Genomic DNA, 23,122 nt, shown 5'->3' on the forward strand with positions numbered 1-23,122 from the left:
CGACGCCCTTCTGGGGAGAAGCCGCAGGTGAGGGCGTACGTATGAGCGCGTATGCCCACAGGTGTGCGCGAGCGTCCGGGTTTAGGCTCGGACACGGGTACGAACGTGCCTCACACGCCACACAGCGACCTAAGGAACAACTCTGATGGAGCTCGGTCTCGTCGGCCTCGGCAAGATGGGCGGCAACATGCGCGAGCGGATCCGCCGCGCGGGCCACACCGTCGTCGGATTCGACCGCAACCCGGACCTCGCGGACGTCCACAGCCTCAAAGAGCTGGTGGAGAGCCTCGCGGCCCCGCGCGTGGTCTGGGTGATGGTCCCGGCCGGTGCCCCCACCCAGTCGACGATCGACGAGCTGGCGGAGCTCCTCGAGCCCGGCGACGTCGTCGTGGACGGCGGCAACTCCCGCTGGACGGACGACGAGAAGCACGCCGAGGAGCTCGCGGCCAAGGGCATCGGCTTCGTCGACTGCGGCGTCTCGGGCGGTGTCTGGGGCCTGGAGAACGGCTACGCGCTGATGTACGGCGGCGACGCGGAGAACGTCGCCAAGGTGCAGCCGGTCTTCGACGCCCTCAAGCCCGAGGGGACGTTCGGCGCGGTGCACGCCGGCAAGGTCGGCGCGGGCCACTTCGCGAAGATGGTCCACAACGGCATCGAGTACGCCATGATGCAGGCCTACGCCGAGGGCTGGGAGCTGCTGGAGAAGGTCGACTCCGTCACCGACGTGCGCGAGGTCTTCCGCTCCTGGCAGGAGGGCACGGTCATCCGCTCCTGGCTGCTGGACCTCGCGGTCAACGCCCTCGACGAGGACGAGCACCTGGACAGGCTGAAGGGTTTTGCACAGGACTCCGGTGAGGGACGCTGGACTGTGGAAGCCGCCATCGACAACGCCGTGCCGCTCCCGGCGATCACGGCCTCCCTCTTCGCGCGGTTCTCGTCGCGTCAGGAGGACTCTCCGCAGATGAAGATGATCGCGGCGCTGCGCAACCAGTTCGGCGGCCACGCGGTCGAGAGCAAGTAATCCACAGGGCTGTCGAGAACAGTCCACAAGCTGGGGGAGGTCGGCGACCGACCATGCACGTCACGCATCTGTCGCTGGCCGACTTCCGCTCGTACGCCCGGGTCGAGGTCCCGCTCGACCCGGGCGTCACCGCCTTCGTCGGCCCCAACGGCCAAGGCAAGACCAACCTCGTCGAGGCCGTCGGCTATCTCGCCACCCTCGGCAGCCACCGGGTCTCCACCGACGCCCCCCTGGTGCGCATGGGCGCCGACCGCGCGGTGATCCGGGCTCAGGTCAGACAGGGCGAGCGGCAGCAGCTGGTGGAGCTGGAGCTGAACCCCGGCAAGTCCAACCGGGCCCGCATCAACAGGTCCTCGCAGGTCAAGCCACGTGACGTGCTGGGCATCGTACGGACCGTGCTGTTCGCCCCGGAGGACCTGGCGCTGGTCAAGGGCGACCCCGGTGAGCGGCGCCGCTTCCTCGACGAGCTGATCACCGCCCGCTCGCCGCGCATGGCCGGCGTGCGCTCCGACTACGAACGCGTCCTCAAGCAGCGCAACACCCTGCTGAAAAGCGCGGCGCTGGCCCGGCGCCACGGCGGCCGCTCCATGGACCTGTCCACCCTCGACGTGTGGGACCAGCATCTGGCGCGCGCGGGCGCGGAGTTGCTCGCCCAGCGCCTGGACCTGATCGCCGCGATCCAGCCGCTGGCCGACAAGGCGTACGAGCAACTGGCCCCCGGCGGCGGGCCGGTCGCCCTCGACTACAAGCCGTCGGCCCCCGGTGAGGCGCACACCCGGGAGGACCTCTACGAGCAGCTGATGGCGGCGCTCGCCGAGGCGCGCAAGAGCGAGATCGAGCGGGGCGTCACCCTCGTCGGACCGCACCGGGACGATCTGCTGCTGAAACTGGGTCAGTTGCCCGCCAAGGGGTACGCGTCGCACGGCGAGTCCTGGTCGTACGCGCTGGCACTGCGGCTGGCCTCCTACGACCTGCTGCGGGCCGAGGGCAACGAGCCGGTGCTGGTGCTGGACGACGTCTTCGCCGAGCTGGACACCCGACGCCGGGAGCGGCTGGCGGAGCTGGTCGCGCCCGGCGAGCAGGTGCTGGTGACGGCCGCGGTGGACGACGACGTACCGCACGTGCTGACCGGGACGCGGTACACGGTGTCGGAGGGGACGGTGGAGCGCGCATGACGGACCAGGAGCCCCCACCCGGCAAGACCCCCGAGCCCAGCGGCGTCGACCTCGCGCGCGTGGCGTTGCGCGCGGCGAAGGAGGCCGCACGCGCGCGTGGGGACGCCGCGCAGCAGAAGAAGCAGGCGCGGCGCGGTGGGCTGCGCTCCGGTGCCCGGGCCGACGGGCGCGACCCGATGGCGTTCGGCGCCGCGATCAACCGTCTGATCACCGAGCGCGGCTGGGAGGCGCCGGCCGCGGTCGGCGGGGTGATGGGGCGCTGGCCGCAGATCGTCGGCGAGGACGTGGCCAAGCACTGTGAGCCGGAGAAGTACGACGAGGACGAGCGGGTGCTCGTCGTGCGGTGCGACTCCACGGCCTGGGCGACGAATCTGCGGCTGCTCGCCCCGACCCTGGTGGCCCGTCTCAACGAGGATCTGGGGCACGGCCGGGTGCGGGTGATCAAGGTGCAGGGTCCCGCCGGACCCGTCCGTCGCTACGGCCCCCTGCGTGCCCCGGGCAGCACCGGACCCGGCGATACGTACGGGTGACAGACCTCACATCCACAGGCTGTGGGCGGTTCGCTCGCACACCGGTTCGGCGTGCCGTCGTACGGCCGCGCGCGGTCGCGCATCGGGACCTGACTCCCAAGTAGCCAAGGGTTGACAGCCAGAAGCGCTGAATGCCTCCGTGAGCCTCTTGGAGCCCCGCTCCGTATATGGGGACCCGGAGAAGACCGGTTCAGGGCGGCACATGCGGACTCAGGTACCGGCAAACCCCCATCACTGTCGGCGCTACCGGTAGACTGGAAGCCAATCCCGCCCCAGTCGTGGGGACGCCCGGGAAAAGCTGAGCAACGCTGATCAAGGCTTACCAACGCAACATGCCGCAGCCGCTCCGGCAACCCCGCCGACGAGCCTGGCTCGTGCTGTGCCAGAAAGGGCGCTTCGTGGCCGATTCCGGCAACCCCAACGAGAACATCCCGTCCACCGACGCCGGCGAGAACGCCGCGGTGACTTCGTCGAACGGCGAGGTCACCGCCTCGTACGACGCCAGCGCCATCACCGTCCTCGAAGGCCTGGACGCGGTCCGCAAGCGCCCCGGCATGTACATCGGTTCGACCGGTGAGCGAGGCCTGCACCACCTCGTGTACGAGGTCGTCGACAACTCGGTCGACGAGGCCCTGGCGGGTTACGCGGACACCATCGACGTGACGATCCTCGCCGACGGCGGGGTGCGCGTCGTCGACAACGGCCGAGGCATCCCGGTCGGCATCGTGCCCTCCGAGGGCAAGCCGGCCGTCGAGGTCGTGCTGACGGTGCTGCACGCGGGCGGCAAGTTCGGCGGCGGCGGCTACGCGGTCTCCGGCGGTCTGCACGGCGTCGGCGTCTCCGTGGTCAACGCCCTGTCGTCGAAGGTCTCCGTCGAGGTGCGGACCGACGGCCACCGCTGGACGCAGGACTACAAGATGGGCGTCCCGACCGCCCCGCTCGCCAAGCACGAGGCGATCGAGGAGACGGGCACCGCGGTCACCTTCTGGGCCGACGGCGACATCTTCGAGACCACCGAGTACTCCTTCGAGACGCTCTCGCGGCGCTTCCAGGAGATGGCGTTCCTCAACAAGGGCCTGACGATCAAGCTCACGGACGAGCGTGAGTCGGCGAAGGCGACCACCGGGGCGGACGAGGCCGGCGCGGACGTCAAGGACGAGGTCAAGACCGTCACGTACCACTACGAGGGCGGCATCGTCGACTTCGTGAAGTACCTCAACTCCCGCAAGGGAGAGGTGGTGCACCCCACCGTCATCGACCTGGAGGCGGAGGACAAGGACAAGAGCCTGTCCCTCGAGGTCGCGATGCAGTGGAACAGCGGCTACAGCGAGGGCGTGTACTCCTTCGCCAACATCATCCACACCCACGAGGGCGGTACGCACGAAGAGGGCTTCCGCGCCGCGCTGACGAACCTGATCAACAAGTACGCGCGCGACAAGAAGCTGCTGCGGGAGAAGGACGACAACCTCACGGGCGACGACATCCGCGAGGGTCTGACCGCGATCATCTCGGTGAAGCTGAGCGAGCCTCAGTTCGAGGGCCAGACGAAGACCAAGCTGGGCAACACGGAGGCGAAGACCTTCGTGCAGAAGGCGGTCTACGAGCACCTCCAGGACTGGCTGGACCGCAACCCGAACGAGGCCGCGGACATCGTCCGCAAGGGCATCCAGGCGGCCACCGCGCGCGTGGCGGCCCGCAAGGCCCGCGACCTGACCCGCCGCAAGGGCCTGCTGGAGTCGGCGTCCCTGCCGGGCAAGCTGTCGGACTGCCAGTCGAACGACCCCACCAAGTGCGAGATCTTCATCGTCGAGGGTGACTCCGCCGGCGGCTCGGCCAAGTCCGGCCGCAACCCGCAGTACCAGGCGATCCTCCCCATCCGCGGCAAGATCCTCAACGTGGAGAAGGCGCGGATCGACAAGATCCTGCAGAACCAGGAGATCCAGGCGCTGATCTCGGCCTTCGGCACGGGTGTGCACGAGGACTTCGACATCGAGAAGCTCCGCTATCACAAGATCATCCTGATGGCGGACGCCGACGTCGACGGCCAGCACATCTCCACCCTGCTGCTGACCTTCCTGTTCCGCTTCATGCGGCCGCTGGTCGAGGCCGGGCACGTGTACCTGTCGCGCCCCCCGCTGTACAAGATCAAGTGGGGCCGGGACGACGTGGAGTACGCCTACTCGGACCGCGAGCGCGACGCGCTGATCGAAATGGGCCGCCAGCGCGGCAAGCGGGTGCGCGAGGACTCGATCCAGCGCTTCAAGGGCCTCGGCGAGATGAACGCCGAGGAGCTGCGCGTGACGACCATGGACCAGGAGCACCGCGTCCTCGGCCAGGTCACCCTCGACGACGCCGCCCAGGCCGACGACCTGTTCTCGGTCCTGATGGGCGAGGACGTCGAGGCCCGGCGCCAGTTCATCCAGCGCAACGCCAAGGACGTCCGCTTCCTCGACATCTGAGTCGGTCTCAGCTGACCGCACCAGGAAGGATCTTCACCAGCAATGGCCGACGAGAACACTCCCGTCACCCCTGAAGAGGGCGGCGTCATCGCCCAGCGTGTCGAGCCCGTCGGGCTCGAGACGGAGATGCAGCGTTCGTACCTGGACTACGCGATGTCCGTCATCGTGTCCCGTGCGCTGCCGGACGTCCGGGACGGTCTCAAGCCCGTCCACCGCCGCGTCCTGTACGCCATGTACGACGGCGGCTACCGTCCCGAGCGCGGCTTCTACAAGTGCGCCCGCGTGGTCGGCGACGTCATGGGCAACTACCACCCGCACGGCGACAGTTCGATCTACGACGCGCTGGTCCGGCTCGCGCAGCCGTGGTCGATGCGGATGCCGCTGGTGGACTCCAACGGCAACTTCGGCTCTCCGGGCAACGACCCGGCGGCGGCCATGCGCTACACCGAGTGCAAGATGGCGCCGCTGTCGATGGAGATGGTCCGCGACATCGACGAGGAGACCGTCGACTTCACGGACAACTACGACGGCCGCTCCCAGGAGCCGACCGTCCTGCCGGCCCGCTTCCCGAACCTGCTGATCAACGGCTCGGCCGGTATCGCGGTCGGCATGGCGACCAACATCCCGCCGCACAACCTGCGTGAGGTCGCGGCCGGCGCCCAGTGGTACCTGGAGAACCCGGAGGCCTCGCACGAGGAGCTCCTGGACGCGCTCATGGAGCGCATCAAGGGCCCCGACTTCCCGACCGGCGCGCTCGTCGTCGGCCGCAAGGGCATCGAGGAGGCCTACCGCACGGGCCGCGGCTCGATCACGATGCGGGCGGTCGTCGAGGTCGAGGAGATCCAGAACCGCCAGTGCCTGGTGGTCACGGAGCTGCCGTACCAGACCAACCCCGACAACCTCGCGCAGAAGATCGCCGACCTGGTCAAGGACGGCAAGATCGGCGGCATCGCGGACGTCCGCGACGAGACGTCCTCGCGCACCGGCCAGCGTCTGGTCATCGTGCTCAAGCGGGACGCGGTCGCCAAGGTCGTCCTGAACAACCTCTACAAGCACACGGACCTGCAGTCGAACTTCGGCGCCAACATGCTGGCGCTGGTCGACGGAGTCCCGCGCACGCTTTCCCTGGACGCGTTCATCCGCCACTGGGTGACGCACCAGATCGAGGTCATCGTCCGCCGTACGCGCTTCCGGCTGCGCAAGGCCGAGGAGCGGGCGCACATCCTGCGCGGCCTGCTGAAGGCCCTGGACGCCATCGACGAGGTCATCGCGCTGATCCGGCGCAGTGACACCGTCGAGATCGCCCGCGGCGGCCTGATGGACCTCCTGGAGATCGACGAGATCCAGGCGAACGCCATCCTCGAGATGCAGCTGCGCCGGCTCGCGGCCCTGGAGCGGCAGAAGATCGTCCAGGAGCACGACGAACTCCAGGCGAAGATCAACGAGTACAACGAGATCCTCGCCTCCCCGGTCCGCCAGCGCGGCATCGTCAGCGAGGAACTCGCCGCGATCGTCGAGAAGTACGGCGACGACCGCAAGACGAAGCTGGTGCCCTTCGACGGCGACATGTCCATGGAGGACCTCATCGCCGAGGAGGACATCGTCGTCACGGTCACCCGTGGCGGTTACGTCAAGCGCACCAAGACGGACGACTACCGGGCGCAGAAGCGCGGCGGCAAGGGCGTGCGCGGAGCGAAGCTGAAGGAAGACGACATCGTCGACCACTTCTTCGTCTCCACCACCCACCACTGGCTGCTCTTCTTCACCAACAAGGGCCGGGTGTACCGGGCGAAGGCCTACGAGCTTCCCGACGCCGGCCGTGACGCGCGCGGCCAGCACGTCGCGAACCTGCTCGCCTTCCAGCCGGACGAGGCGATCGCCGAGATCCTCGCGATCCGCGACTACGAGGCCGCGCCCTACCTGGTCCTGGCGACCAAGGGGGGTCTGGTGAAGAAGACGCCTCTGAAGGATTACGATTCGCCTCGTTCCGGAGGCGTCATCGCGATCAACCTCCGTGAGACGGAAGATGGTTCCGATGACGAACTGATCGGAGCGGAGCTTGTATCGGCCGACGACGATCTGCTTCTGATCAGCAAGAAGGCACAGTCGATCAGGTTCACCGCCACGGACGAGGCGCTGCGTCCCATGGGCCGGGCCACCTCCGGTGTCAAGGGCATGAGTTTCCGCGAGGGCGATGAACTTCTGTCGATGAATGTTGTTCGACCCGGTACGTTCGTGTTCACTGCCACAGACGGCGGGTACGCGAAGCGGACCGCAGTCGACGACTACCGCGTCCAGGGTCGCGGCGGCCTCGGTATCAAGGCCGCCAAGATCGTGGAGGACCGCGGTTCGCTCGTCGGCGCGCTGGTGGTCGAGGAGACCGACGAGATCCTCGCCATCTCGCTGTCGGGTGGTGTGATTCGTACGCGAGTCAACGAGGTCAGGGAGACGGGCCGTGACACCATGGGCGTCCAACTGATCAACCTGGGCAAGCGCGATGCCGTGGTCGGCATCGCACGTAACGCCGAGGCGGGGCGCGAGGCGGAGGAGGTCGACGGTGAGGACATCGTGGACGAGACCGCCGAAGGTGCCGCGACCACCGGCACGGACGAGGGTGAGTCGCCCTCGGCCGAGTAGCACGAGGAGTGAGTCATCGTGAGCGGAGCCACGGGCGCCGGATCGGCCGGTACCCCGACGGGTACGGATGCGGACGGCGGCAGCCGTGGCTCCGCCGCGCGTGCGGCGGATCCGCAGACGACCCAACTTCGCAAGGTCGAGGCGGACCCGACCAGTCCGCCCTCGGCCGACTCCCAGGGATCCCAAGGGGGAACCGTGACGGACACCCGAGGTCCGCAGACGCAGCAGCCGGGCGGGGCGGCTTCGCCCGCGCAGGGGGACCGGCCCTCGGCGCAGTCCACCCCGTCGGCGCAGCAGGCGGCCTCCCCGCTCCCCGGTGAGCGCCGGCCGCAGCAGCCCGCCGGGCCCTACCACCCGCCGCAGGCCTACCCCGACCCGGCGGTCGGGGGGCCGGACCGGACGTCGACCGGTGCCGTGCGTCGTCCCCGTACCGGCGCGCGCACCGCGCCGCGTATCCGCAAGGCCCGCCTGCGGGTGGCGAAGGCCGACCCGTGGTCGGTGATGAAGATGAGCTTCCTGCTCTCCATCGCGCTGGGCATCTGCACCGTCGTGGCCGCGGCGGTGCTGTGGATGGTCATGGACGCGATGGGCGTCTTCTCGTCGGTGGGCGGCACCCTCTCGGAGGCGACCGGCTCCAACGAGTCGAACGGCTTCGACCTGCAGTCGTTCCTGTCGCTGCCGCACGTGCTGATGTTCGCCGCGATCATCGCGGTCATCGACGTCGTCCTCGCGACGGCGCTGGCGACCCTCGGCGCCTTCATCTACAACCTCTCCGCGGGCTTCGTCGGGGGCATCGAGCTGACGCTCGCCGAGGACGAGTGAGCTCCGGCGACTATCGATTTTGGGACTGCCCACGTCGTGCGCTAATCTTCAGGAGTCAGCGCGCGGGACACACACCGCAGAGCGCGGCGGGGCTATAGCTCAGTTGGTTAGAGCGCATCCCTGATAAGGATGAGGCCACAGGTTCAAATCCTGTTAGCCCCACCAGCGAGAAGGCCCCCGGTCCGGATGGATCGGGGGCCTTCTGCATGGTGATCACGGTGCATAGACTCGGCGAATGACCTTGGAATGGGAACAGGTAATCGTTCACTCGGCGGACCCGGTGGCGTTGGGGCAGTGGTGGGCCGACGCTCTCGGCTGGGTCGTCGTCCACTCTTCCGATGACGAGTTCGAGATCCGCCCGGCACCGGATCGTGTGCCGGGTCTGGACTTCGTCCGGCTCGAGGAGGCCAAGCAGTCCAAGAGCCGGCTGCACCTCGACTTCAGGCCCGACGACCAGGCGGCCGAGGTGGCGCGCCTGGAGGCCCTCGGCGCGAAGCGGGTCGACATCGGTCAGGGCGACCAGTCGTGGATCGTCATGGCAGACCCCGAGGGCAACGAGTTCTGTGTCCTTGGTCAACTGCGCCCCGAGAGCGCCTGAGCGCACATGAAAAGACCCGACCGCTGGCGACGGGGGATGCACCAGCGGTCAGGCTATGGCCAAGGGTAACAAGGTCGGTTGCCCGGCGGGAGCCAACTGTTCGGCGGGAGTCGAGGGTTGTGATCCGGATCACGGCGTTCCGCACGGAGGGTCGTAGGAGAGCCGTGGCAGGTACTCGTGCCACTTCTGCGGCGTCAGCACGCCCCGTGTGGTCGAGCAGATGCGGCGGATGGCCACGTCCACGTCGAGGTTCCACAGGCGGATCGTGTCCGAGCCGCTGGAGACGCCGAGCATGTGCGTGGAGGGGTTGAAGGCAAGGAAGTTGCCCGTCTTGGCGTTGGGGCTCATCGACTGGCCGATGGGGACGGCGCCGGACGGGTCGCCGACGTTCCACAGGCGGACCGTGCTGTCGTTGCCGCCGCTGGCGAGGGTGTGGCCGTCGCGGCTGAAGGTCAGCGAGACGACCGCCTCGGAGTGGCCGGTGAGCGGGGAGCCGGCCGCACGCGCGTCGTGGGGGTCGGTGACGTCCCACAGGCGGACGGTGTCGTCGTCGCTGCCGCTGGCGAGGGTGCGGCCGTCGGGACTGTAGGCGAGCGCGTTGACCGGGCCCAGATGACCCCTGAGCGGCTTGCCGATCAGCTTGGCGCGGGCCGGTTCGGTCACGTCCCACAGCCGTACGGCGCCGTCCTCGCTGCCGCTCGCGAGTGTGCGGCCGTCCCGGGTGAAGGCGAGGGAGTCGATGAATCCCTTGGGGCCGGAGAGCGGCCTGCCGAGTGGTTTCACGTGAAACGGGTCCGCGACGTTCCACAGTTGGATCGTGCGGTCCTCGTAGGGCGTCGCCAGAATGCGGCCGTCGGGGCTGAAGACGATGGCCTTCGGGCCCATGAAGCGAGTCTTCAGCCGGATGTCGGGCCCCGCGGGGACCGGGTGCGCCGGGTCGCCGACATTCCACAGGGCCACCGATCGGTTCCCCGTCAGTACGGCGAGGGTGCGGCCGTCGGGGGAGAAGGCGGGTGAGCGGTCGCTGCCGTCCGCCGCCATGAAGGGCTCGCCCAGCAGCGCGGGCCGGGCGGCGCTGCGCACGTCCCACATGCGCATCCGGCCGTCGCTCCCGGCCGTGGCCAGGACCCTGCCGTCCGGCCGGAAGGTGCCCCGGTGGCCGATCAGGTCCGAGGTCGGTATCGACCACAGGCGGACCTTGCTGTCGCCGCTGCCGGTGGCGAGGGCCTTGCCGTCGGGGCTGAAGCCCAGGGCGTACATCTCGCCGCTGCTGCCCGCCAGCGGCTCGCCGACCTGGGAGGGGTACGCCGGGTCGCTGACGTTCCACAGGCTGGCCGTGCTGTCGGCGCTGCCCGCGGCGAGCATCGTGCCGTCGTGATTGAAGGCCACGGACCAGACGGGACCGGTGTGGCCGGTCAGTGGGGAGCCGAGGGCCCTGGCCCGGGCCGGGTCGGCCACGTCCCACAGCCGTACGGTGTCGTCGACGCTGCCGCTGGCGAGGGTGCGGCCGTCGGGGCTGAACGCCACCGAGTGCACGGTGCCCGTGTGCCCGGTCAGGACCGGGCCGGTCCGCTTCGGACGGTGCCGGTCGCGCACGTCCCAGAGCATGACCGCGTCGTCGTCGCCCCCCGCGGCGACGGTCCGGCCGTCGGGGCTGAAGGCCAGGGAGCGCACGGCGGCGGAGTGGCCGGTCAGCGTGGTGAGCGAGCGGGGCCTGCCCGAGGCCATGTCCCACAGGCGGACGGTGTGGTCCTCGTTCGCCGTGGCCAAGGTGCGGCCGTCCGGACTGAAGGCGATCAGGTAGATCGTGCCGTCGTGGCCGGTCAGGGGCGTACCGAGCGGCTGGGGGTGATGCGGGTCGCGGATGTCGTAGAGCCGGACCGTGCCGTCGTCCGAGGCGCTGGCCAGCGTGCGGCCGTCGGGGCTGAAGACCGCGCTGCTCACCCAGCTGGTGTGGCCGGTCAGCGGCTTGCCCAGCGCCTTGGGGCGGGTGCGGTCCGTCACGTCCCACAGGCGCACCGTCCGGTCGGCGCTCGCGGTGGCCAGGAGGTGGCCGTCCGGGCTGAACGTGGTCAGGTAGACGGCGCCCGTGTGGCCGAGGAGGGGAGTGGCCAGCGGGGCGTTGACGATCGATATGAGCCGGCTGTCGGTACCGGCGTCCCCCGAGCGCAGCCGGTGCGCGACCAGATCGAGCTGGGCCGACAGCGAGGGGTCCGTGTACTGCACCCGGTCCGCCTCCGCGAGCACCTGCTCGAACACGGCGTCGTCGCGCTGCTGCCACGCGATCACGGCCGCTCCGCCGGCCACCAACGCCAGCGCGACCAGGGCCGCGACCGCGCCGCGGCCGATCCAGACCATGCGCCGGCGCAACCGGACCGAGGCGGCCAGGAACTCCCTGGCACCGCGGGTGAGGAACGTGTCACCGGCCGACTTCGCCCAGCTGTGGGCCTGCCCCAGCCTCGACCCCCGGTACAGCAGGGAGGAGTCGCGGCCCGACTCCTCCCAGGCCCGGCCGTCCTCCTCCAGCCGCTGGCGCAGCAGATGGTCCCCGCGGTCCTCGTCGATCCACTCGCGCAGCCGCGGCCAGGCGTGCAGGAGCGCCTCGTGGGTGATCTCCACGGTCTCCGCGTCCAGCGTCACCAGCCGCGCGCGCACCAGGGCCTCGAGCGACTCCTCCGTCTTGTCCGGGTCGGCCGACTCCTGGGCCAGCTGCCGGCGGGTGCCGCGCCTGCGGGTCGCCTGGGTGTCCTCGCCGAGCCGTACGAGCCGCAGCAGCAGCACCCGGGCCGCCGTACGGGCCGCCGGGTCCAGGTCCGACCAGGCGCGCTCTGCGGTGGCCGCCACGGCCCCCTGGATGCCACCCGCGGCGCGGTAACCCGCGGCGGTCAGCCGCCCGGCCTTGCGCCGCTGCCAGGTGGCGAGCAGGGCGTGCGACAGCAGTGGCAGCGCTCCGGCGTCGTGCGCTCCGCGCGGTCCGTCGGCGCTCACCTCCCGCACGATCAGCTCCGCGAGACCGGGTTCGAGTTCCAGCCCCACGGCTTTGGCGGGGCCGGTCACCGCCTCGCGCAGTTCGGTGGCGGTCAGCGGGCCGAGCACCATGTGCCGGTGCTGGAGCGCGTCGGCCAATTCGGGGTGGGCGAGGCACTGCTCGTAGAAGTCGGCGCGTATGCCGAGGACGACCAGGACCGGGGCGAGGGCGTTTGGCCCGGAGGGCGAGCACGCGGCGTGCAGGACCCGTACGAAGGTGCGCCTGGTCGTCTCGTCGGCGCAGAGCGTGAAGGTCTCCTCGAACTGGTCCACGATCAGCACCGGTCGGGCCGCGGAGGGCGCTTCCCGGCGGGCCCACGCCGCGACGGCCTCCCGTACGGCCTCCGGCCGGGCGCCGGAGGCGACGGCCTCGGCGAGCTCGGGGATCCGGCGGGTCAGCTCGGCGAGCGGATCGGCACCGGGCAGGAGCTGCAGCACGGTCTGCCTGTCGCTCTCGCCGCCCAGGGCGCCGCCGCGGACCGCGTTGACCAGGCCGGCGTTCAGCAGGGAGGACTTCCCGGCGCCCGAGGCACCGACCAGCATGACCAGGCCGCCGCTCTTCTCCGCCGCGCGCAGCTGCTCCAGCAGGGCCCGGGTGCTGCGCTCGCGGCCGAAGAACCAGCGGGCGTCCTCCTGGCGGTAGGAGGCCAGCCCGCGGTACGGGCAGACCCCGCCCTCGGCCGGCGGTGCCTCCTCCGTGTCCGCGGCGGCGGCCCGCTCGCCGGCCGGGTCTGCCACGGCGCGCTCCCACAGGCGCTGCCACTGCGCCATGTCGTACAGCCCGGCGGACACCGGCGTGGGCCGCGCGCGCCGCGCCTGCGGGATCAGGATGTGCAGCACCGCGGCGAGGGCGGCGAACTGCGCCGGTACGTTCTTCGCCCGCCGCCAGTCGCTGATCCGCTGCGCGGAGACCCGTACGGGCCTTCCCCGCTCGTCCATCCGCTGCAGCTGTACGACGGCCTCGGCCACGCGCGCGAGGGGTGGGTTGCCGGCCTCCTTGTAGAGCAGCGCGAGGCGCTCCGCGAAGGCTGTGCGTGCCACTGAATCGGAACGCAAGGCCTCCACTCCTTACTTCCCCCGCCGTCGGACATCCGGACCGGAAAACTCACCCTATACGCCTGACCTGCGGGTTAAGCGGCCGGAACCGGACCGGAATCTCCTCTGTTCACGCCACAACTGGCAGGATCCTGCGCCGTAGCGCGCCCGACGCGCTTCGTTCGCGCAGGCCATCGGCCCGCGCCCGTCCGAGCCCGGCAGATCCGTGGAGTGAGTCCCGGCGGGGCCGCCCTCACGCCGACCACGGATCCCGTCCTTCCTCCTTCCGCGTCCTTGGCGTCGGATGAGGAGGCTGCCCGCAGCGTTCGGCGCCGGTCCCCACGAGGGGAGGGACCGGAGCCGAACGACGCGGGTCTCCCGCGCGGCATGAAGAGGCCGCGGCATGAAGAGACCGCGGCCGAAGAAGGCGCGGCTGAAGAAGGCTTGGCTGAAGAACGCGTGGCTGAGGGCGCGCGGGACGAAGTAAGGGGCGGCACGAAGATCGCCCGACACCAAGAGCGCGCGGCATGAAATGCCCAGAGGCGCGCACTGGTCATCTGACTGGTCGTCAGTTATGGTCCACCCTGCCGTGCAGCTTCCGAAGGGGTGAGCGCAGTGCCGACACGTCCCCAGAGTCCGCAGCCGTCAGGAACTCCCCGCTGGGTCGCGATGGTCTACAAGCCGTCCTCCGAAGCCTGGGCGGTGTGCGCGGAGTCCCCGCATCGCTCACCCGTGCAGTACGCGCTCGCGGAGATGGCGCACACGGTACGCGCGCGTGGGGGCGACCTTGAGGTCACCCTGTGGGGTCCGAGAGCGGGGGCGTGGGAACGGTTCGACGCCTTCGCCGCTACGACGGCCACAGCACCGGTTCCCAAGGCCGAGGCCTCTTCCGGAGGCCCGGAGCGGCCCAGCAGGCTCACGGAACGCATGGACGGCCGACGCCGACAGGTGCTGGTGGCGAGCCTCGGCAAGGCGGGCCTGCACGACCTCGGTCCGGACGACTTCGGTGCGGTGGAGGCTCTCGCCGAGCGGCTCGACGAGACGACCGTTCGCAGGGTGGCCCACTGGCTGGCGCTGGCGGCGGGCCGGCGCTAGGGGGCCTGTCCCGGACGGGGGTCCCGGCGGAAGTTCTGGTGGGGGCGAGGGCGTCGGCGATGCGGTGAAGTACATGTGCGGCTGCTTCGACACGTCGGTTCTCACGTCTTCGGGTGGTGCGTGTACTGCGGTTGCTTCGGGTGCTGCCGGTGTTTTGCGTCTTCGGGTGCTGCAGGTGCTGCGGTTACTGCGGTTACTGCGGTTACTGCGAGGAGCCTCGGCGTGTTCCGTGGCGTCCGCCGGGTCAGGCGCACGGGGCGTCGGCCGCCGGCTCGGACGAGCCGTCCTGCGTGGCCGCGTCCGCCTCGTCGAGCGGGCGGTGGCGGCAGCTCGGGGACTTGCCGTGGGCCTCGGCGCCGATGCGCTGCTTCATCGTGGGAGGCAGGGCGGCGGTGTGGGACCAGGACCACTGGTGCGACGCCGTCGGCATCGCCGCGTGGTGCCCCATGACTCCGGCGTCGGTGCCGGTGGCCGTGTTGCCGGTCGCCTCGGTCCGCGCTACGGCGGTGGGGGCGGTGGTCGTGACGAGTCCGAGCGCCGTGCACAGCGCGAGGAAGGCGGTGACGAAGGCGGTCCAGAGCTTCATGACCTGGTTGCGGGCCATGGTCCCTCACTTTCGGGTTGGGCGATTTGCGTACTTTCCTCATGATGTGTATGAGGCTCGCGAAGTGGTGGACCGACGCCCATGGCGCGTCGATGTTCAGATGAACACCACCCGGATGGGCTCAAGACGGCAGAAAAGTGGAGGAGAACGCGCAATGAGGGATCAAGTGACCGTCCGTGCGGGTGTGATCACCCTCAGATAGGAGCGGTCGGCTCCGGTTCTACTGCGTTCCCCAGGGGGGAAGTTGAGGGGCGTGCACAGGTCACCGATCGGTATCGGTCGGTGTGTATAGTCGGGCGCCAGAGGTCCCCTACGTCAAGGAAAGACGAGGTCGCGCGGTGAAGAAGCTTCTCCTGGTCGCACTGGCCGCCATCGGCGGGCTCCTCGTGTACCGCCAGATCCAGGCGGATCGCGCCGAGCAGGATCTGTGGACGGAGGCGACTGACTCCGTGCCCACGGGTTCCTGAGCACCGACATCCGATTCTGAGCAAACCCCGGCCGTCCGACGGTCGGGGTTTTGTGTTGCCGTAAGCGGCCGGAGGCGTTAGGGAAGCCCCTGTAAGCGGGTGTTTCGGACGCGCGTACGCAATGCGCGGGTACCACGCGTCCGTGCGGGGCAGGATGGGCGACGGCCCCGCCTCGGAGGGCCGTGGCGACGAGGGGTGGCGCGAGATGGGGTGGCGTACGGCGGCCGTGGCAGCGGTGCTGTGCACATCGGCAGTCGGCACATCGGCGGTCGGCACATCGGCGGTCGGCACATCGGCCTTCGCCTCCGAGGCATCGTCCGCCTCGCCGTCCTCCTCCTACGGCTTCGCCCCGGACGCCCGGCCGATCGAAGGCGCGACGCAGCCCGCGGAGGCCCGCACCCTGCAGTTCGGCGGAAGTTACCGCAGCTCGCTCCCCCGGGCCGCGACGCGCTACTACCGCCTCGCACTCGACGCCGACTCCAACGCCTACGTCTCCGCCACGGCCGTCCCCCGCACGGACGACAAGCTCTCGCTGAGCGACGGCCTCAAGGTGTCGGTGCGGACTGCCGACGGCCACTCCTGTTCCACCCAGACCGCCCGCTTCGGCTCGTCCGGCAGCCCGCAGCCCATCACGGCGTCGGGCGCGCGCACCACCTCCCCGCGCACCCCGCTGTGCACGGAGGGCGGTACGTACTACGTCGTCGTCGAGCGCGTCGGCACCGCCACCTCCCCGGCCGGCGACTGGGACCTGGAGCTGACCGCCGTGACCGAGCCGGGCCTGCGGCAGGGCCGGGGAGGCGACCGCGCCCCGGTCGTGGGACTCCGCCACGCCCACTCCCCTCACCGGCGAGGCCCGCCCCCTGCCCGGCGGCGCGGGATTCGCCCGGGCGGCCTTCCTGGGCCAGGGCGTCTGGCGGACCGAGCTCTCGCCCGGGCAGACGCTCTTCTACCGGGTCCCCGTCGACTGGGGACAGCAGCTGTCGGCCACGGCCGAACTGGACCCCACCGGCGGCGACACCCGCGGATACACGGCCGACGCCCTGGACCTGACCCTCTACAACCCGGTGCGCGGCACCGTCGAGGACGCCGACAGAGGCTACGACGGCACCCGGCGGGCGGCCGCTCTCGCCCCGGTGCCACCGGTCGACTACCGCAACCGCTACACCGGCATCCCCCGGGTCAAGGGCATGCGCTTCGCGGGGTCGTACTTCCTCACCGTCCATCTCTCCGCCGCGGTCGCCGACGACTTCGGCGACGGCCCCTTCGGACTGACGCTGCGGGTAGGGATCAAGGGCGCGGCGCAGGACGGCCCCGGGTACGCGGGACAGTCCGCCCCACGGAACCTCTTCCAGGTCGGTCCGCGGGAACTCGCGGCCGGAGGGGAGCTGGGAACCGGCAGCGGCGACAACGCCATGAGGGCCCTCGCCGTGAGCGGGATCGGGGCGGGGACCGTGCTGCTGGCCGTCCTCGGGGTGTGGACGCTGACGGCCCGGCGGCGGGCCGCGGTTCAGATGCGGGCCAGGGCCCAGAACCCCACGGCGTAACAGGCCAGCGCCAGCAGCAGGAGCGGGAAGACCACGCTCGCGGGCGGGCCCGGCCGGCGGGCGCGGTGGCCGGCGCGACGGTCCCGGCGTCCGGCCCCGCCCGAGCCCTCCGGCGCGGAGAGGGGAACCCGCGGGACCTCGGCGGTGTACGACGCCGTGGAGGCGTCGGCGCGCTGATGGGGCGCCGGGGGCGCGGGCCGGGGGGAGGGGGACAGGACGTACGTGGGCTCGTACGGCGTGGAGTGGACCGGCGGCGGGGCGGACGCGGCCTGCGGCGCGGGGGACCGGGGTGCGACGTACGGCGGTGGCTGCGGGGGCTGTGCCGGAGGAGCGGGCGTCCGTGGGGAGGAGCCGGTGTCCTGCGGGGGCGGCAGATGGAAGCTGCCGGTGTCCGACATGCTCGGCGGCCCGGTGGTGGTGTGCGCCTCCGGCCGTGACCCGGTACCGGTACCGGGTCCGGTACGGGGGTCGGTGACCGGTCCTGAACCCGCCCCCGAGCCGGTACCCGTATCCGTCCCCGCCGCACCCGCACCCGCCCCCGCTCCGGGAGCCCGGGACGACGGGTGACGCTCGTCCGGCCGGGACGCCGGTTCTCTCCGTACGTCCCCGGTGGCGAAGGTCGCTCCTGGCCTTGGCCCGACGCCCGGTGCCCGTTTGAGGGGCCCGTCGTCGGCGAAACCGGGTGGCAGGGGACCGAGTTGGTCGAATATCTCGATCAACTCGTCGTCCGGGCCCGGCTCCGGCAGGAGCTCCGCGGCCGCGGCGAGCGCCTTGCGCGCCCCCGTGGCCGTACGAAACCGCGCCTGCGGATCGGGCTGCAGCAGCGACGCCACGACCTGCCACAGCGGCTCGGGAATGCCCTTGGGCGCGCTCGGCGTCCCGTGCGCCGCGAAGTACTCCACCAGCGCCTTGGTGTCCGGCTTGGCGCCCTCCAGCAGATACAGCGCGACCAGGCCCACCGCGAACAGGTCCGCAGGGAAGTCCGGTTCGGCGCCCAGCATCTGCTCGGGCGCCAGGTAACCGGGCGTCCCCACCACGAGGTTGGTCTCCGTCAGCCGTGGCTCGCCCATCCGCATGGCGATGCCGAAGTCGGACAGCCTCAGGTGCGGGCGGCCCGTACCGGTCGCCTCCAGCAGTACGTTGGCCGGCTTGACGTCACGGTGGACGACGTCCTCCGCGTGCACCGCGGCCAGTCCCGACAGCAGCTGGTCGAGCAGCGTGCAGACGAACACCGGCGGCAACGGCCCGTAGTCGCCGACGAGATGGACCAGTGAGCCGCCCCCGACCAGGTCCATGGTGAACAGGACCTTGTCGTCGTCGGCGGCCCAGCTGGCGGGCGCGAGCACGTGGGGGTGGTCGATCCGCAGGGCCTGCTCGCGCACGAAGCGCAGCAGTGAGTGCGCGTCGCGCTGCTGCAGCACCTTGGCGGCCACGTAGCGGCGCCGGCGGTGGTCCCAGGCGCGCCAGACGGCGCCGACCCCTCCGCGCCCGATCGGGTCGACCAGTTCGTACCGGCCGGCGAAGACCTCACCCATGACTGTGCGTCGCTCCTCCCCCTGCGGCTGTCCCCCTTGCTTCCCCCTCGACGAGCGATACGACTCCCCCTCGCTCCCCCTGCTCCGGAACTCCTCGGCATCGAACATCGGCAATAGCCTCGTCGGTGACCCGGTCCGCCGAACCCCCTTCGGCGGACCGGGCCGCCGGCTCAGTTCTGGTGGGACTGGTAGTGCGCGACCGCGTCGGAGGTGCGTCCGGCGCCGTACACGCGCAGGAACTCCGCCAGTTCCGGGTGGGTCGCGGCGAGCGTGTCCGCGGCGTCGATGATGTCGCCCGCGGCGGCCACGGACCGCAGCAGCGACTGGATCTCCCGGACCACCCGCTTGACCGTCGGCGCACCCGAACTGCTGGTCGTGGTCGTGGTGTTGCTGAGCACGGATCCCCCCTGGGACTTCTTGATCTCCTCCATGCGGTCGGTGGCCTCCGCGGCGCTGACGCTGCCGTCCGCGACCTGCCCCGCCAGGTCCTGCAGCAGCTGCACCCGCTGGACGACCGCCGGATTGCCGATCTTCGCGCGCTGACCGCTCATCAGCTGCGACAGCATCGGAGCGGACAGACCGAGTACCCCCGCCAGACGAGCCTGGTTGAGACCGAGATCGTCTATGAGCTTACGGAAGAGCGCCCCCAAAGGCTCCCCGTACCAGTTCCGCTGCAGTTCCCGCGCTCTCGCGGTCGCTTCCTGCTGTGCGGCGTCCATTGCGTCTCCCCATCGCTTCCCCAAGTACTGTGGTTCGCTGTAGCGAACCACGCCGAGCATCTTACGGAGCGTGGTCGCCTGCGGGGACCCCCTATCTTTTTGCGAGATCCCGGGGGTGACCCGGTACTCTGGTGCCCGGCGGCCTCCGGTATGCGGTTCTTCCGGCAGGGCGTCACGCTCACGGGGCCTTAGCTCAGTTGGTAGAGCGCTGTCTTTGCATGGCAGATGTCAGGGGTTCGACTCCCCTAGGCTCCACTTTCAACCCCTCCGACCTGGCACGACGCGGGCGGAGGGGTTTTTCGTGCCACCGTCCGCACCGCCGGGAGGAAACGCGGACCGCCGCACGGTGGCCCGCGGGGCGCGGGGTGTGGCTGCCTCCGGTCGCGGCCGACCGGCAACGGCCGACTCGGGCGCCGTTAGCGCCTCGCGGTGGGACAACGGCACTCGCCCGGCTTCGGCCTCCGCTCCCGGACACGCCCCCGGCGCCCCTGCCCGCCCGAGGCCGGCCACCCGTACGGCCCCGGAGCGTGACGTGTGTCACGTGGGCTGGTGAGTGGTCGTCCGGTCGATTTGCGCAAACATCATCGACGCGCCTGGTCCGCGCGCTCGCCGCGCAGGTCGCGCGGGGCGCCGTCGGGCACGGGCCGTTGCAAATGTCATCGCGAACGCGTGGTGTGCCGGCGGTGTTCCACGTGAAACGACGCCGTGGGGCGGGAGACTCTCAAGTCTCCCGCCCCACGGCGTCGTTGTGCGAAACGGGGTCAGTTGCCCTCGTCGTGCCGAGCGGCCTCTTCCTCGGCCTCCTTGGCCTGTACCTCCGGGTCCAGCGCCGACTGGCCGCTGCCGTCCACCGACGTCAGCCGGCTCGACTCCGGAACCTCCGTCGCCGCCGGCGGTTCCACCAGCCAGTCCGGGTTGGCCTGCTTGTCCCACCACTTCCAGGCGGCGAAGGCACCGCCCGCGACGGCGCCGAGCACCAGCAGCGCCCGCGCCACCCGACCGGCCCGCGCCCGCCGCTCGTGCTTGCGGACCAGCTTCTGGATCTCCTTCGGCGAGACCTGGCCGCGCAGCGCCGCCAGTGCGGCGACACCCCGTGCCGTGGCCTCGTCCCTGACGGGCACGGCGGCGGCCACGGCCTGCTCGATCTTCGGCCGGGAGTACTCGGCGGCCTGCCGGGCCGCCTTGCGCGTACGGGCGGCGGCCTCCTGAGCGGCCTGGTCGACCTTCGGCGGCACATGCGTACGGGCCTGTTCGATGCGCGGTGCGACGTGGGCGCCGTACTGGACGCGGGCCTGACCGGCGGCCTGCGTCACTACCGGCGCAAGCCGTACGCGGGCCTCCTGTGCGTAGTGCGCGGTCCTGTCCTTGGCCGTCTCGGCGTAGGGCGCCACCACTTCCGCGGCGTGCAGCACGCTGTCCTTCGCCGAACCGGTCGCGGCGCGCACGCTGTCGATGCGGGTCACGGGTTCCTCCTCCTCGGTGGCGTACGGTAATTCGACTTTCCACCCTTTTACGGATCATGCCTGTCAACGAATCACCAGGCATGCGAGGGCGGGCATCCGGGTCATGAGGATGAATACGGGGCAACCAGAGCTTGTCGTCGACAATGCCACGGATCGCCGTGCAGCGCTCCGGTACCCGGGGGTACAGGCCGGTTTTCCGCAACCGGATACCCCGTATCCGCGCGGAGAAGCAGGTGCCGGGCGACGCGGGGCGCGTCCCGTGCGAGGATCGGGGGGTCACAGGAAGACAACGGAAGGCAGATCGTGGCTGAGCAGCTTTACGCCACCCTGAAGACCAACCACGGCGACATCGAAGTCCGGCTCCTGCCGAACCACGCCCCGAAGACGGTCCGGAACTTCGTCGAGCTCGCCCAGGGCGAGCGTGAGTGGGTCAACCCCACCACGGGCGCGAAGTCCACGGACCGGCTCTACGACGGTACGGTCTTCCACCGGGTGATCAGCGGCTTCATGATCCAGGGCGGCGACCCCCTGGGCAACGGCACCGGCGGTCCCGGTTACCAGTTCGAGGACGAGTTCCACCCGGACCTCTCCTTCAACAAGCCCTACCTGCTGGCCATGGCCAACGCCGGTCCGGGCACCAACGGCTCGCAGTTCTTCATCACCGTCGCGCCCACGACGTGGCTGAACCGCAAGCACACCATCTTCGGCGAGATCACCGACGCGGCGAGCCAGAAGGTCGTGGACGCCATCGCCACCGCGCAGACCAACCCGCGCACCGACCGTCCGGTCAACGACGTCGTCATCGAGTCCGTCGTCGTCGAGACCCGCGAGGGCTGAGACCGCGAGGGACGACTCCCCTCAGGGCGAGTCCCCGCACGGCAGGAACCAAACGCCCCGCTCATCCGTAAAGATGGGCGGGGCGGTGCATTCGTGCCCGGCGCCCGGACGACGACCTAGGGGATGTCATGGAACACGCGGCAGGCAGCTCGCAGGAGGCCCAGCGCGTGCCCGGCTGCTACCGCCACCCGGACCGCGAGACGGGCATCCGCTGCACCCGCTGTGAGCGCCCCATCTGCCCCGAGTGCATGGTCAACGCGTCCGTGGGCTTCCAGTGCCCCGAATGCGCCCGCGGCGACTCCGGCACGGGCCACGCCCCGGCCGCCTCCCGGCCCCGCACGGTGGCCGGCGGCACCGTCACCGCCGATCCACGGCTGTGCACCAAGATCCTCATCGGCATCAACGTCGCCGTGTTCATCGCGGTGCACGTGCGGCCCTCCCTGCTGCACGACCTCACGCTCATCGGCGTCTGGCCGCCCGCTCCGGTCAAGCCCACCATGGGTGTGGCCGACGGAGAGTGGTACCGCATGGTCACCTCGATGTTCACGCATCAGGAGATCTGGCACATCGGCTTCAACATGCTGAGCCTGTGGTGGCTGGGCGGCCCTCTCGAAGCGGCCCTCGGCCGTGCCCGCTACCTCACGGTCTATTTCGTCTCCGGACTGGCGGGCAGTGCCCTGGCCTATCTGCTGGCCCCGCCGAACACGGAGACCCTCGGCGCCTCCGGCGCGATCTTCGGCCTCTTCGGCGCCACCGCCGTGCTGATGCGCCGGCTCAATTACGACATGCGGCCGATCATCGCGCTGCTGGCCATCAACCTGATCTTCACGTTCAGCCCGGGGATGAACATCTCCTGGCAGGCGCACATCGGCGGCCTGGTCGCCGGTGTCGTCACGGGCTACGCCATGGTCCACGCCCCGCGTGAGCGCCGGGCCCTCGTGCAGTACGGGACGAGTGCTCTCGTGCTGGCCGTCGTGGTGGTCGTCGCCCTGCTCAGGACGGCTCAGCTCACCTGACGTACGCGGTTGTCCACAGCGTGTGGCGAATCTTGTGCATGATGCGCGGGAACAGCTGTGCCCCCTGTCACTGAGCGGTGTTCCCGCAGGTCAGGCAGGGGGCGAACAAGCTTGCGAAGAGGGGTGCGACAGTCGTACCGGCGTCAATGGCGGACTGGTTATCCACAGATCGTCGTTCTTTATCCCCAGGGCTCCTGTGGATATTTCTCTGGCTGTGGATAACTCAGCGCATACCCCTGGGCAGAGCTACTTCCACTGGGTGGAGACACCGAATCCGGCGGCAATGAAGCCGAAGCCGACCACGATGTTCCAGTTGTCCAGTGCGTCGATGGGCAGCGAACCGTCGGTCACGTAGAAGACGACGATCCAGGCCAGCCCGATGACGAACATGGCCAGCATCACCGGCGCCACCCAGGCGCGGTTGGTCAGCTTGATGGCGGTCGCCTGCTTCGCCGGGGGCGGCGTGTAGTCGGCCTTCTTGCGGATACGTGACTTCGGCACGAGGGTCTCTCCTGTCGATGCGCTGCGTGGCCGCGCA

At 70.4% G+C, this 23,122-nt stretch carries 19 protein-coding genes and 2 tRNA genes; 14 read left to right on the forward strand and 7 right to left on the reverse strand.

Going from position 1 to position 23,122, the window contains the following annotated elements; all coding sequences use genetic code 11:
• The first annotated feature begins 145 nt into the window (after nucleotides 1-145).
• The 8 genes from gnd to LN251_RS14225 all read left to right on the forward strand — a co-directional run bounded on the left by gnd (nucleotide 146) and on the right by LN251_RS14225 (nucleotide 9,242).
• The gene (gene gnd, locus LN251_RS14190) at nucleotides 146-1,021 is read left to right on the forward strand and encodes a phosphogluconate dehydrogenase (NAD(+)-dependent, decarboxylating) (RefSeq protein WP_458244748.1); all 876 of its coding nucleotides are present in this window, start codon (nucleotides 146-148) and stop codon (nucleotides 1,019-1,021) included.
• A gap of 53 nt (nucleotides 1,022-1,074) precedes the next feature.
• Complete coding sequence (gene recF / locus LN251_RS14195; RefSeq protein WP_458244749.1) at nucleotides 1,075-2,196, forward strand: DNA replication/repair protein RecF; 1,122 nt, start codon at nucleotides 1,075-1,077, stop codon at nucleotides 2,194-2,196.
• Nucleotides 2,193-2,726 carry a DUF721 domain-containing protein gene (locus tag LN251_RS14200; RefSeq protein ID WP_458244750.1) on the forward strand — a complete coding sequence of 178 codons (534 nt, stop codon included), beginning with the start codon at nucleotides 2,193-2,195 and terminating at the stop codon, nucleotides 2,724-2,726. The genes recF and LN251_RS14200 overlap by 4 nt, the downstream gene beginning before the upstream one ends.
• A 398-nt stretch (nucleotides 2,727-3,124) precedes the next feature.
• Complete coding sequence (gyrB, locus tag LN251_RS14205) at nucleotides 3,125-5,185, forward strand: DNA topoisomerase (ATP-hydrolyzing) subunit B (protein WP_458246722.1); 2,061 nt, start codon at nucleotides 3,125-3,127, stop codon at nucleotides 5,183-5,185.
• A gap of 42 nt (nucleotides 5,186-5,227) precedes the next feature.
• Nucleotides 5,228-7,822 carry a DNA gyrase subunit A gene (gene gyrA / locus LN251_RS14210; RefSeq protein WP_458244751.1) on the forward strand — a complete coding sequence of 865 codons (2,595 nt, stop codon included), beginning with the start codon at nucleotides 5,228-5,230 and terminating at the stop codon, nucleotides 7,820-7,822.
• Between the two features lie 18 nt (nucleotides 7,823-7,840).
• The gene (locus tag LN251_RS14215; RefSeq protein WP_458244752.1) at nucleotides 7,841-8,644 is read left to right on the forward strand and encodes a DUF3566 domain-containing protein; all 804 of its coding nucleotides are present in this window, start codon (nucleotides 7,841-7,843) and stop codon (nucleotides 8,642-8,644) included.
• Between the two features lie 88 nt (nucleotides 8,645-8,732).
• Nucleotides 8,733-8,809, forward strand: a tRNA-Ile gene (locus LN251_RS14220).
• 70 nt (nucleotides 8,810-8,879) lie between these two features.
• Nucleotides 8,880-9,242 (forward strand): VOC family protein, encoded by a 363-nt coding sequence (locus tag LN251_RS14225; RefSeq protein ID WP_458244753.1) that lies wholly within the window; start codon nucleotides 8,880-8,882, stop codon nucleotides 9,240-9,242.
• A gap of 129 nt (nucleotides 9,243-9,371) precedes the next feature.
• Here LN251_RS14225 and LN251_RS14230 read toward each other — a convergent pair whose 3' ends face one another.
• Nucleotides 9,372-13,334, reverse strand: coding sequence for an nSTAND1 domain-containing NTPase (locus tag LN251_RS14230; protein WP_458244754.1), 3,963 nt, complete (start codon nucleotides 13,332-13,334; stop codon nucleotides 9,372-9,374).
• Between the two features lie 585 nt (nucleotides 13,335-13,919).
• Here LN251_RS14230 and LN251_RS14235 point away from each other — a divergent pair.
• Nucleotides 13,920-14,399: a hypothetical protein gene (locus LN251_RS14235; protein WP_458244755.1), complete on the forward strand. Its 480-nt coding sequence runs from the start codon at nucleotides 13,920-13,922 to the stop codon at nucleotides 14,397-14,399.
• Between the two features lie 244 nt (nucleotides 14,400-14,643).
• Here the strand turns inward: LN251_RS14235 and LN251_RS14240 are convergent, their stop codons facing one another.
• Nucleotides 14,644-15,003 carry a DUF6344 domain-containing protein gene (locus LN251_RS14240; protein WP_458244756.1) on the reverse strand — a complete coding sequence of 120 codons (360 nt, stop codon included), beginning with the start codon at nucleotides 15,001-15,003 and terminating at the stop codon, nucleotides 14,644-14,646.
• Between the two features lie 338 nt (nucleotides 15,004-15,341).
• Here LN251_RS14240 and LN251_RS14245 point away from each other — a divergent pair, with 338 nt between their 5' ends.
• Nucleotides 15,342-15,470: a DLW-39 family protein gene (locus LN251_RS14245; RefSeq protein ID WP_003999697.1), complete on the forward strand. Its 129-nt coding sequence runs from the start codon at nucleotides 15,342-15,344 to the stop codon at nucleotides 15,468-15,470.
• Between the two features lie 486 nt (nucleotides 15,471-15,956).
• Here the strand turns inward: LN251_RS14245 and LN251_RS14250 are convergent, their stop codons facing one another.
• Nucleotides 15,957-16,148, reverse strand: a complete 192-nt coding sequence (locus tag LN251_RS14250; RefSeq protein WP_458244757.1) for a hypothetical protein — start codon at nucleotides 16,146-16,148, stop codon at nucleotides 15,957-15,959.
• Between the two features lie 386 nt (nucleotides 16,149-16,534).
• Between LN251_RS14250 and LN251_RS14255 the strand changes: the two genes are divergently transcribed.
• Nucleotides 16,535-17,014, forward strand: coding sequence for a hypothetical protein (locus LN251_RS14255; RefSeq protein WP_458244758.1), 480 nt, complete (start codon nucleotides 16,535-16,537; stop codon nucleotides 17,012-17,014).
• Here the strand turns inward: LN251_RS14255 and LN251_RS14260 are convergent.
• On the reverse strand, nucleotides 16,978-18,549 hold the full coding sequence (locus LN251_RS14260) for a serine/threonine-protein kinase (RefSeq protein WP_458244759.1): 1,572 nt from the start codon (nucleotides 18,547-18,549) through the stop codon (nucleotides 16,978-16,980). The genes LN251_RS14255 and LN251_RS14260 overlap by 37 nt on opposite strands.
• Nucleotides 18,550-18,719: 170 nt before the next feature.
• Nucleotides 18,720-19,268 (reverse strand): helix-turn-helix domain-containing protein, encoded by a 549-nt coding sequence (locus LN251_RS14265; RefSeq protein WP_142153643.1) that lies wholly within the window; start codon nucleotides 19,266-19,268, stop codon nucleotides 18,720-18,722.
• A gap of 182 nt (nucleotides 19,269-19,450) precedes the next feature.
• On the opposite strand from LN251_RS14265, the gene LN251_RS14270 reads away from it, so the two are divergent.
• Nucleotides 19,451-19,523 (forward strand) — tRNA-Ala (locus LN251_RS14270).
• Nucleotides 19,524-20,029: 506 nt separating this feature from the next.
• Here LN251_RS14270 and LN251_RS14275 read toward each other — a convergent pair.
• A complete protein-coding gene (locus tag LN251_RS14275) occupies nucleotides 20,030-20,731 on the reverse strand; it encodes a DUF5324 family protein (protein WP_458244760.1) in 702 nt (233 codons plus the stop codon).
• Nucleotides 20,732-21,034: 303 nt separating this feature from the next.
• On the opposite strand from LN251_RS14275, the gene LN251_RS14280 reads away from it, so the two are divergent.
• Nucleotides 21,035-21,568, forward strand: a complete 534-nt coding sequence (locus tag LN251_RS14280; RefSeq protein ID WP_458244761.1) for a peptidylprolyl isomerase — start codon at nucleotides 21,035-21,037, stop codon at nucleotides 21,566-21,568.
• A gap of 128 nt (nucleotides 21,569-21,696) precedes the next feature.
• The gene (locus LN251_RS14285; protein WP_458244762.1) at nucleotides 21,697-22,584 is read left to right on the forward strand and encodes a rhomboid family intramembrane serine protease; all 888 of its coding nucleotides are present in this window, start codon (nucleotides 21,697-21,699) and stop codon (nucleotides 22,582-22,584) included.
• A 246-nt stretch (nucleotides 22,585-22,830) separates the two neighbouring features.
• Here LN251_RS14285 and crgA read toward each other — a convergent pair whose 3' ends face one another.
• Nucleotides 22,831-23,085 (reverse strand): cell division protein CrgA, encoded by a 255-nt coding sequence (gene crgA, locus LN251_RS14290; protein ID WP_058924281.1) that lies wholly within the window; start codon nucleotides 23,083-23,085, stop codon nucleotides 22,831-22,833.
• Between the last annotated feature and the right edge of the window lie 37 nt (nucleotides 23,086-23,122).

It is taken from the genome of Streptomyces sp. MAI_2237, from assembly GCF_054189285.1.

Bases quoted from the DNA above. Each gene is read 5' to 3' on its own strand.
- gnd (WP_458244748.1), top strand. From the start codon at position 146: ATGGAGCTCGGTCTCGTCGGCCTCGGCAAGATGGGCGGCAACATGCGC.
- recF (WP_458244749.1), top strand. From the start codon at position 1,075: ATGCACGTCACGCATCTGTCGCTGGCCGACTTCCGCTCGTACGCCCGG.
- LN251_RS14200 (WP_458244750.1), top strand. From the start codon at position 2,193: ATGACGGACCAGGAGCCCCCACCCGGCAAGACCCCCGAGCCCAGCGGC.
- gyrA (WP_458244751.1), top strand. From the start codon at position 5,228: ATGGCCGACGAGAACACTCCCGTCACCCCTGAAGAGGGCGGCGTCATC.
- LN251_RS14225 (WP_458244753.1), top strand. From the start codon at position 8,880: ATGACCTTGGAATGGGAACAGGTAATCGTTCACTCGGCGGACCCGGTG.
- LN251_RS14240 (WP_458244756.1), bottom strand. From the start codon at position 15,003: ATGGCCCGCAACCAGGTCATGAAGCTCTGGACCGCCTTCGTCACCGCC.
- LN251_RS14260 (WP_458244759.1), bottom strand. From the start codon at position 18,549: ATGGGTGAGGTCTTCGCCGGCCGGTACGAACTGGTCGACCCGATCGGG.
- LN251_RS14265 (WP_142153643.1), bottom strand. From the start codon at position 19,268: ATGGACGCCGCACAGCAGGAAGCGACCGCGAGAGCGCGGGAACTGCAG.
- LN251_RS14285 (WP_458244762.1), top strand. From the start codon at position 21,697: ATGGAACACGCGGCAGGCAGCTCGCAGGAGGCCCAGCGCGTGCCCGGC.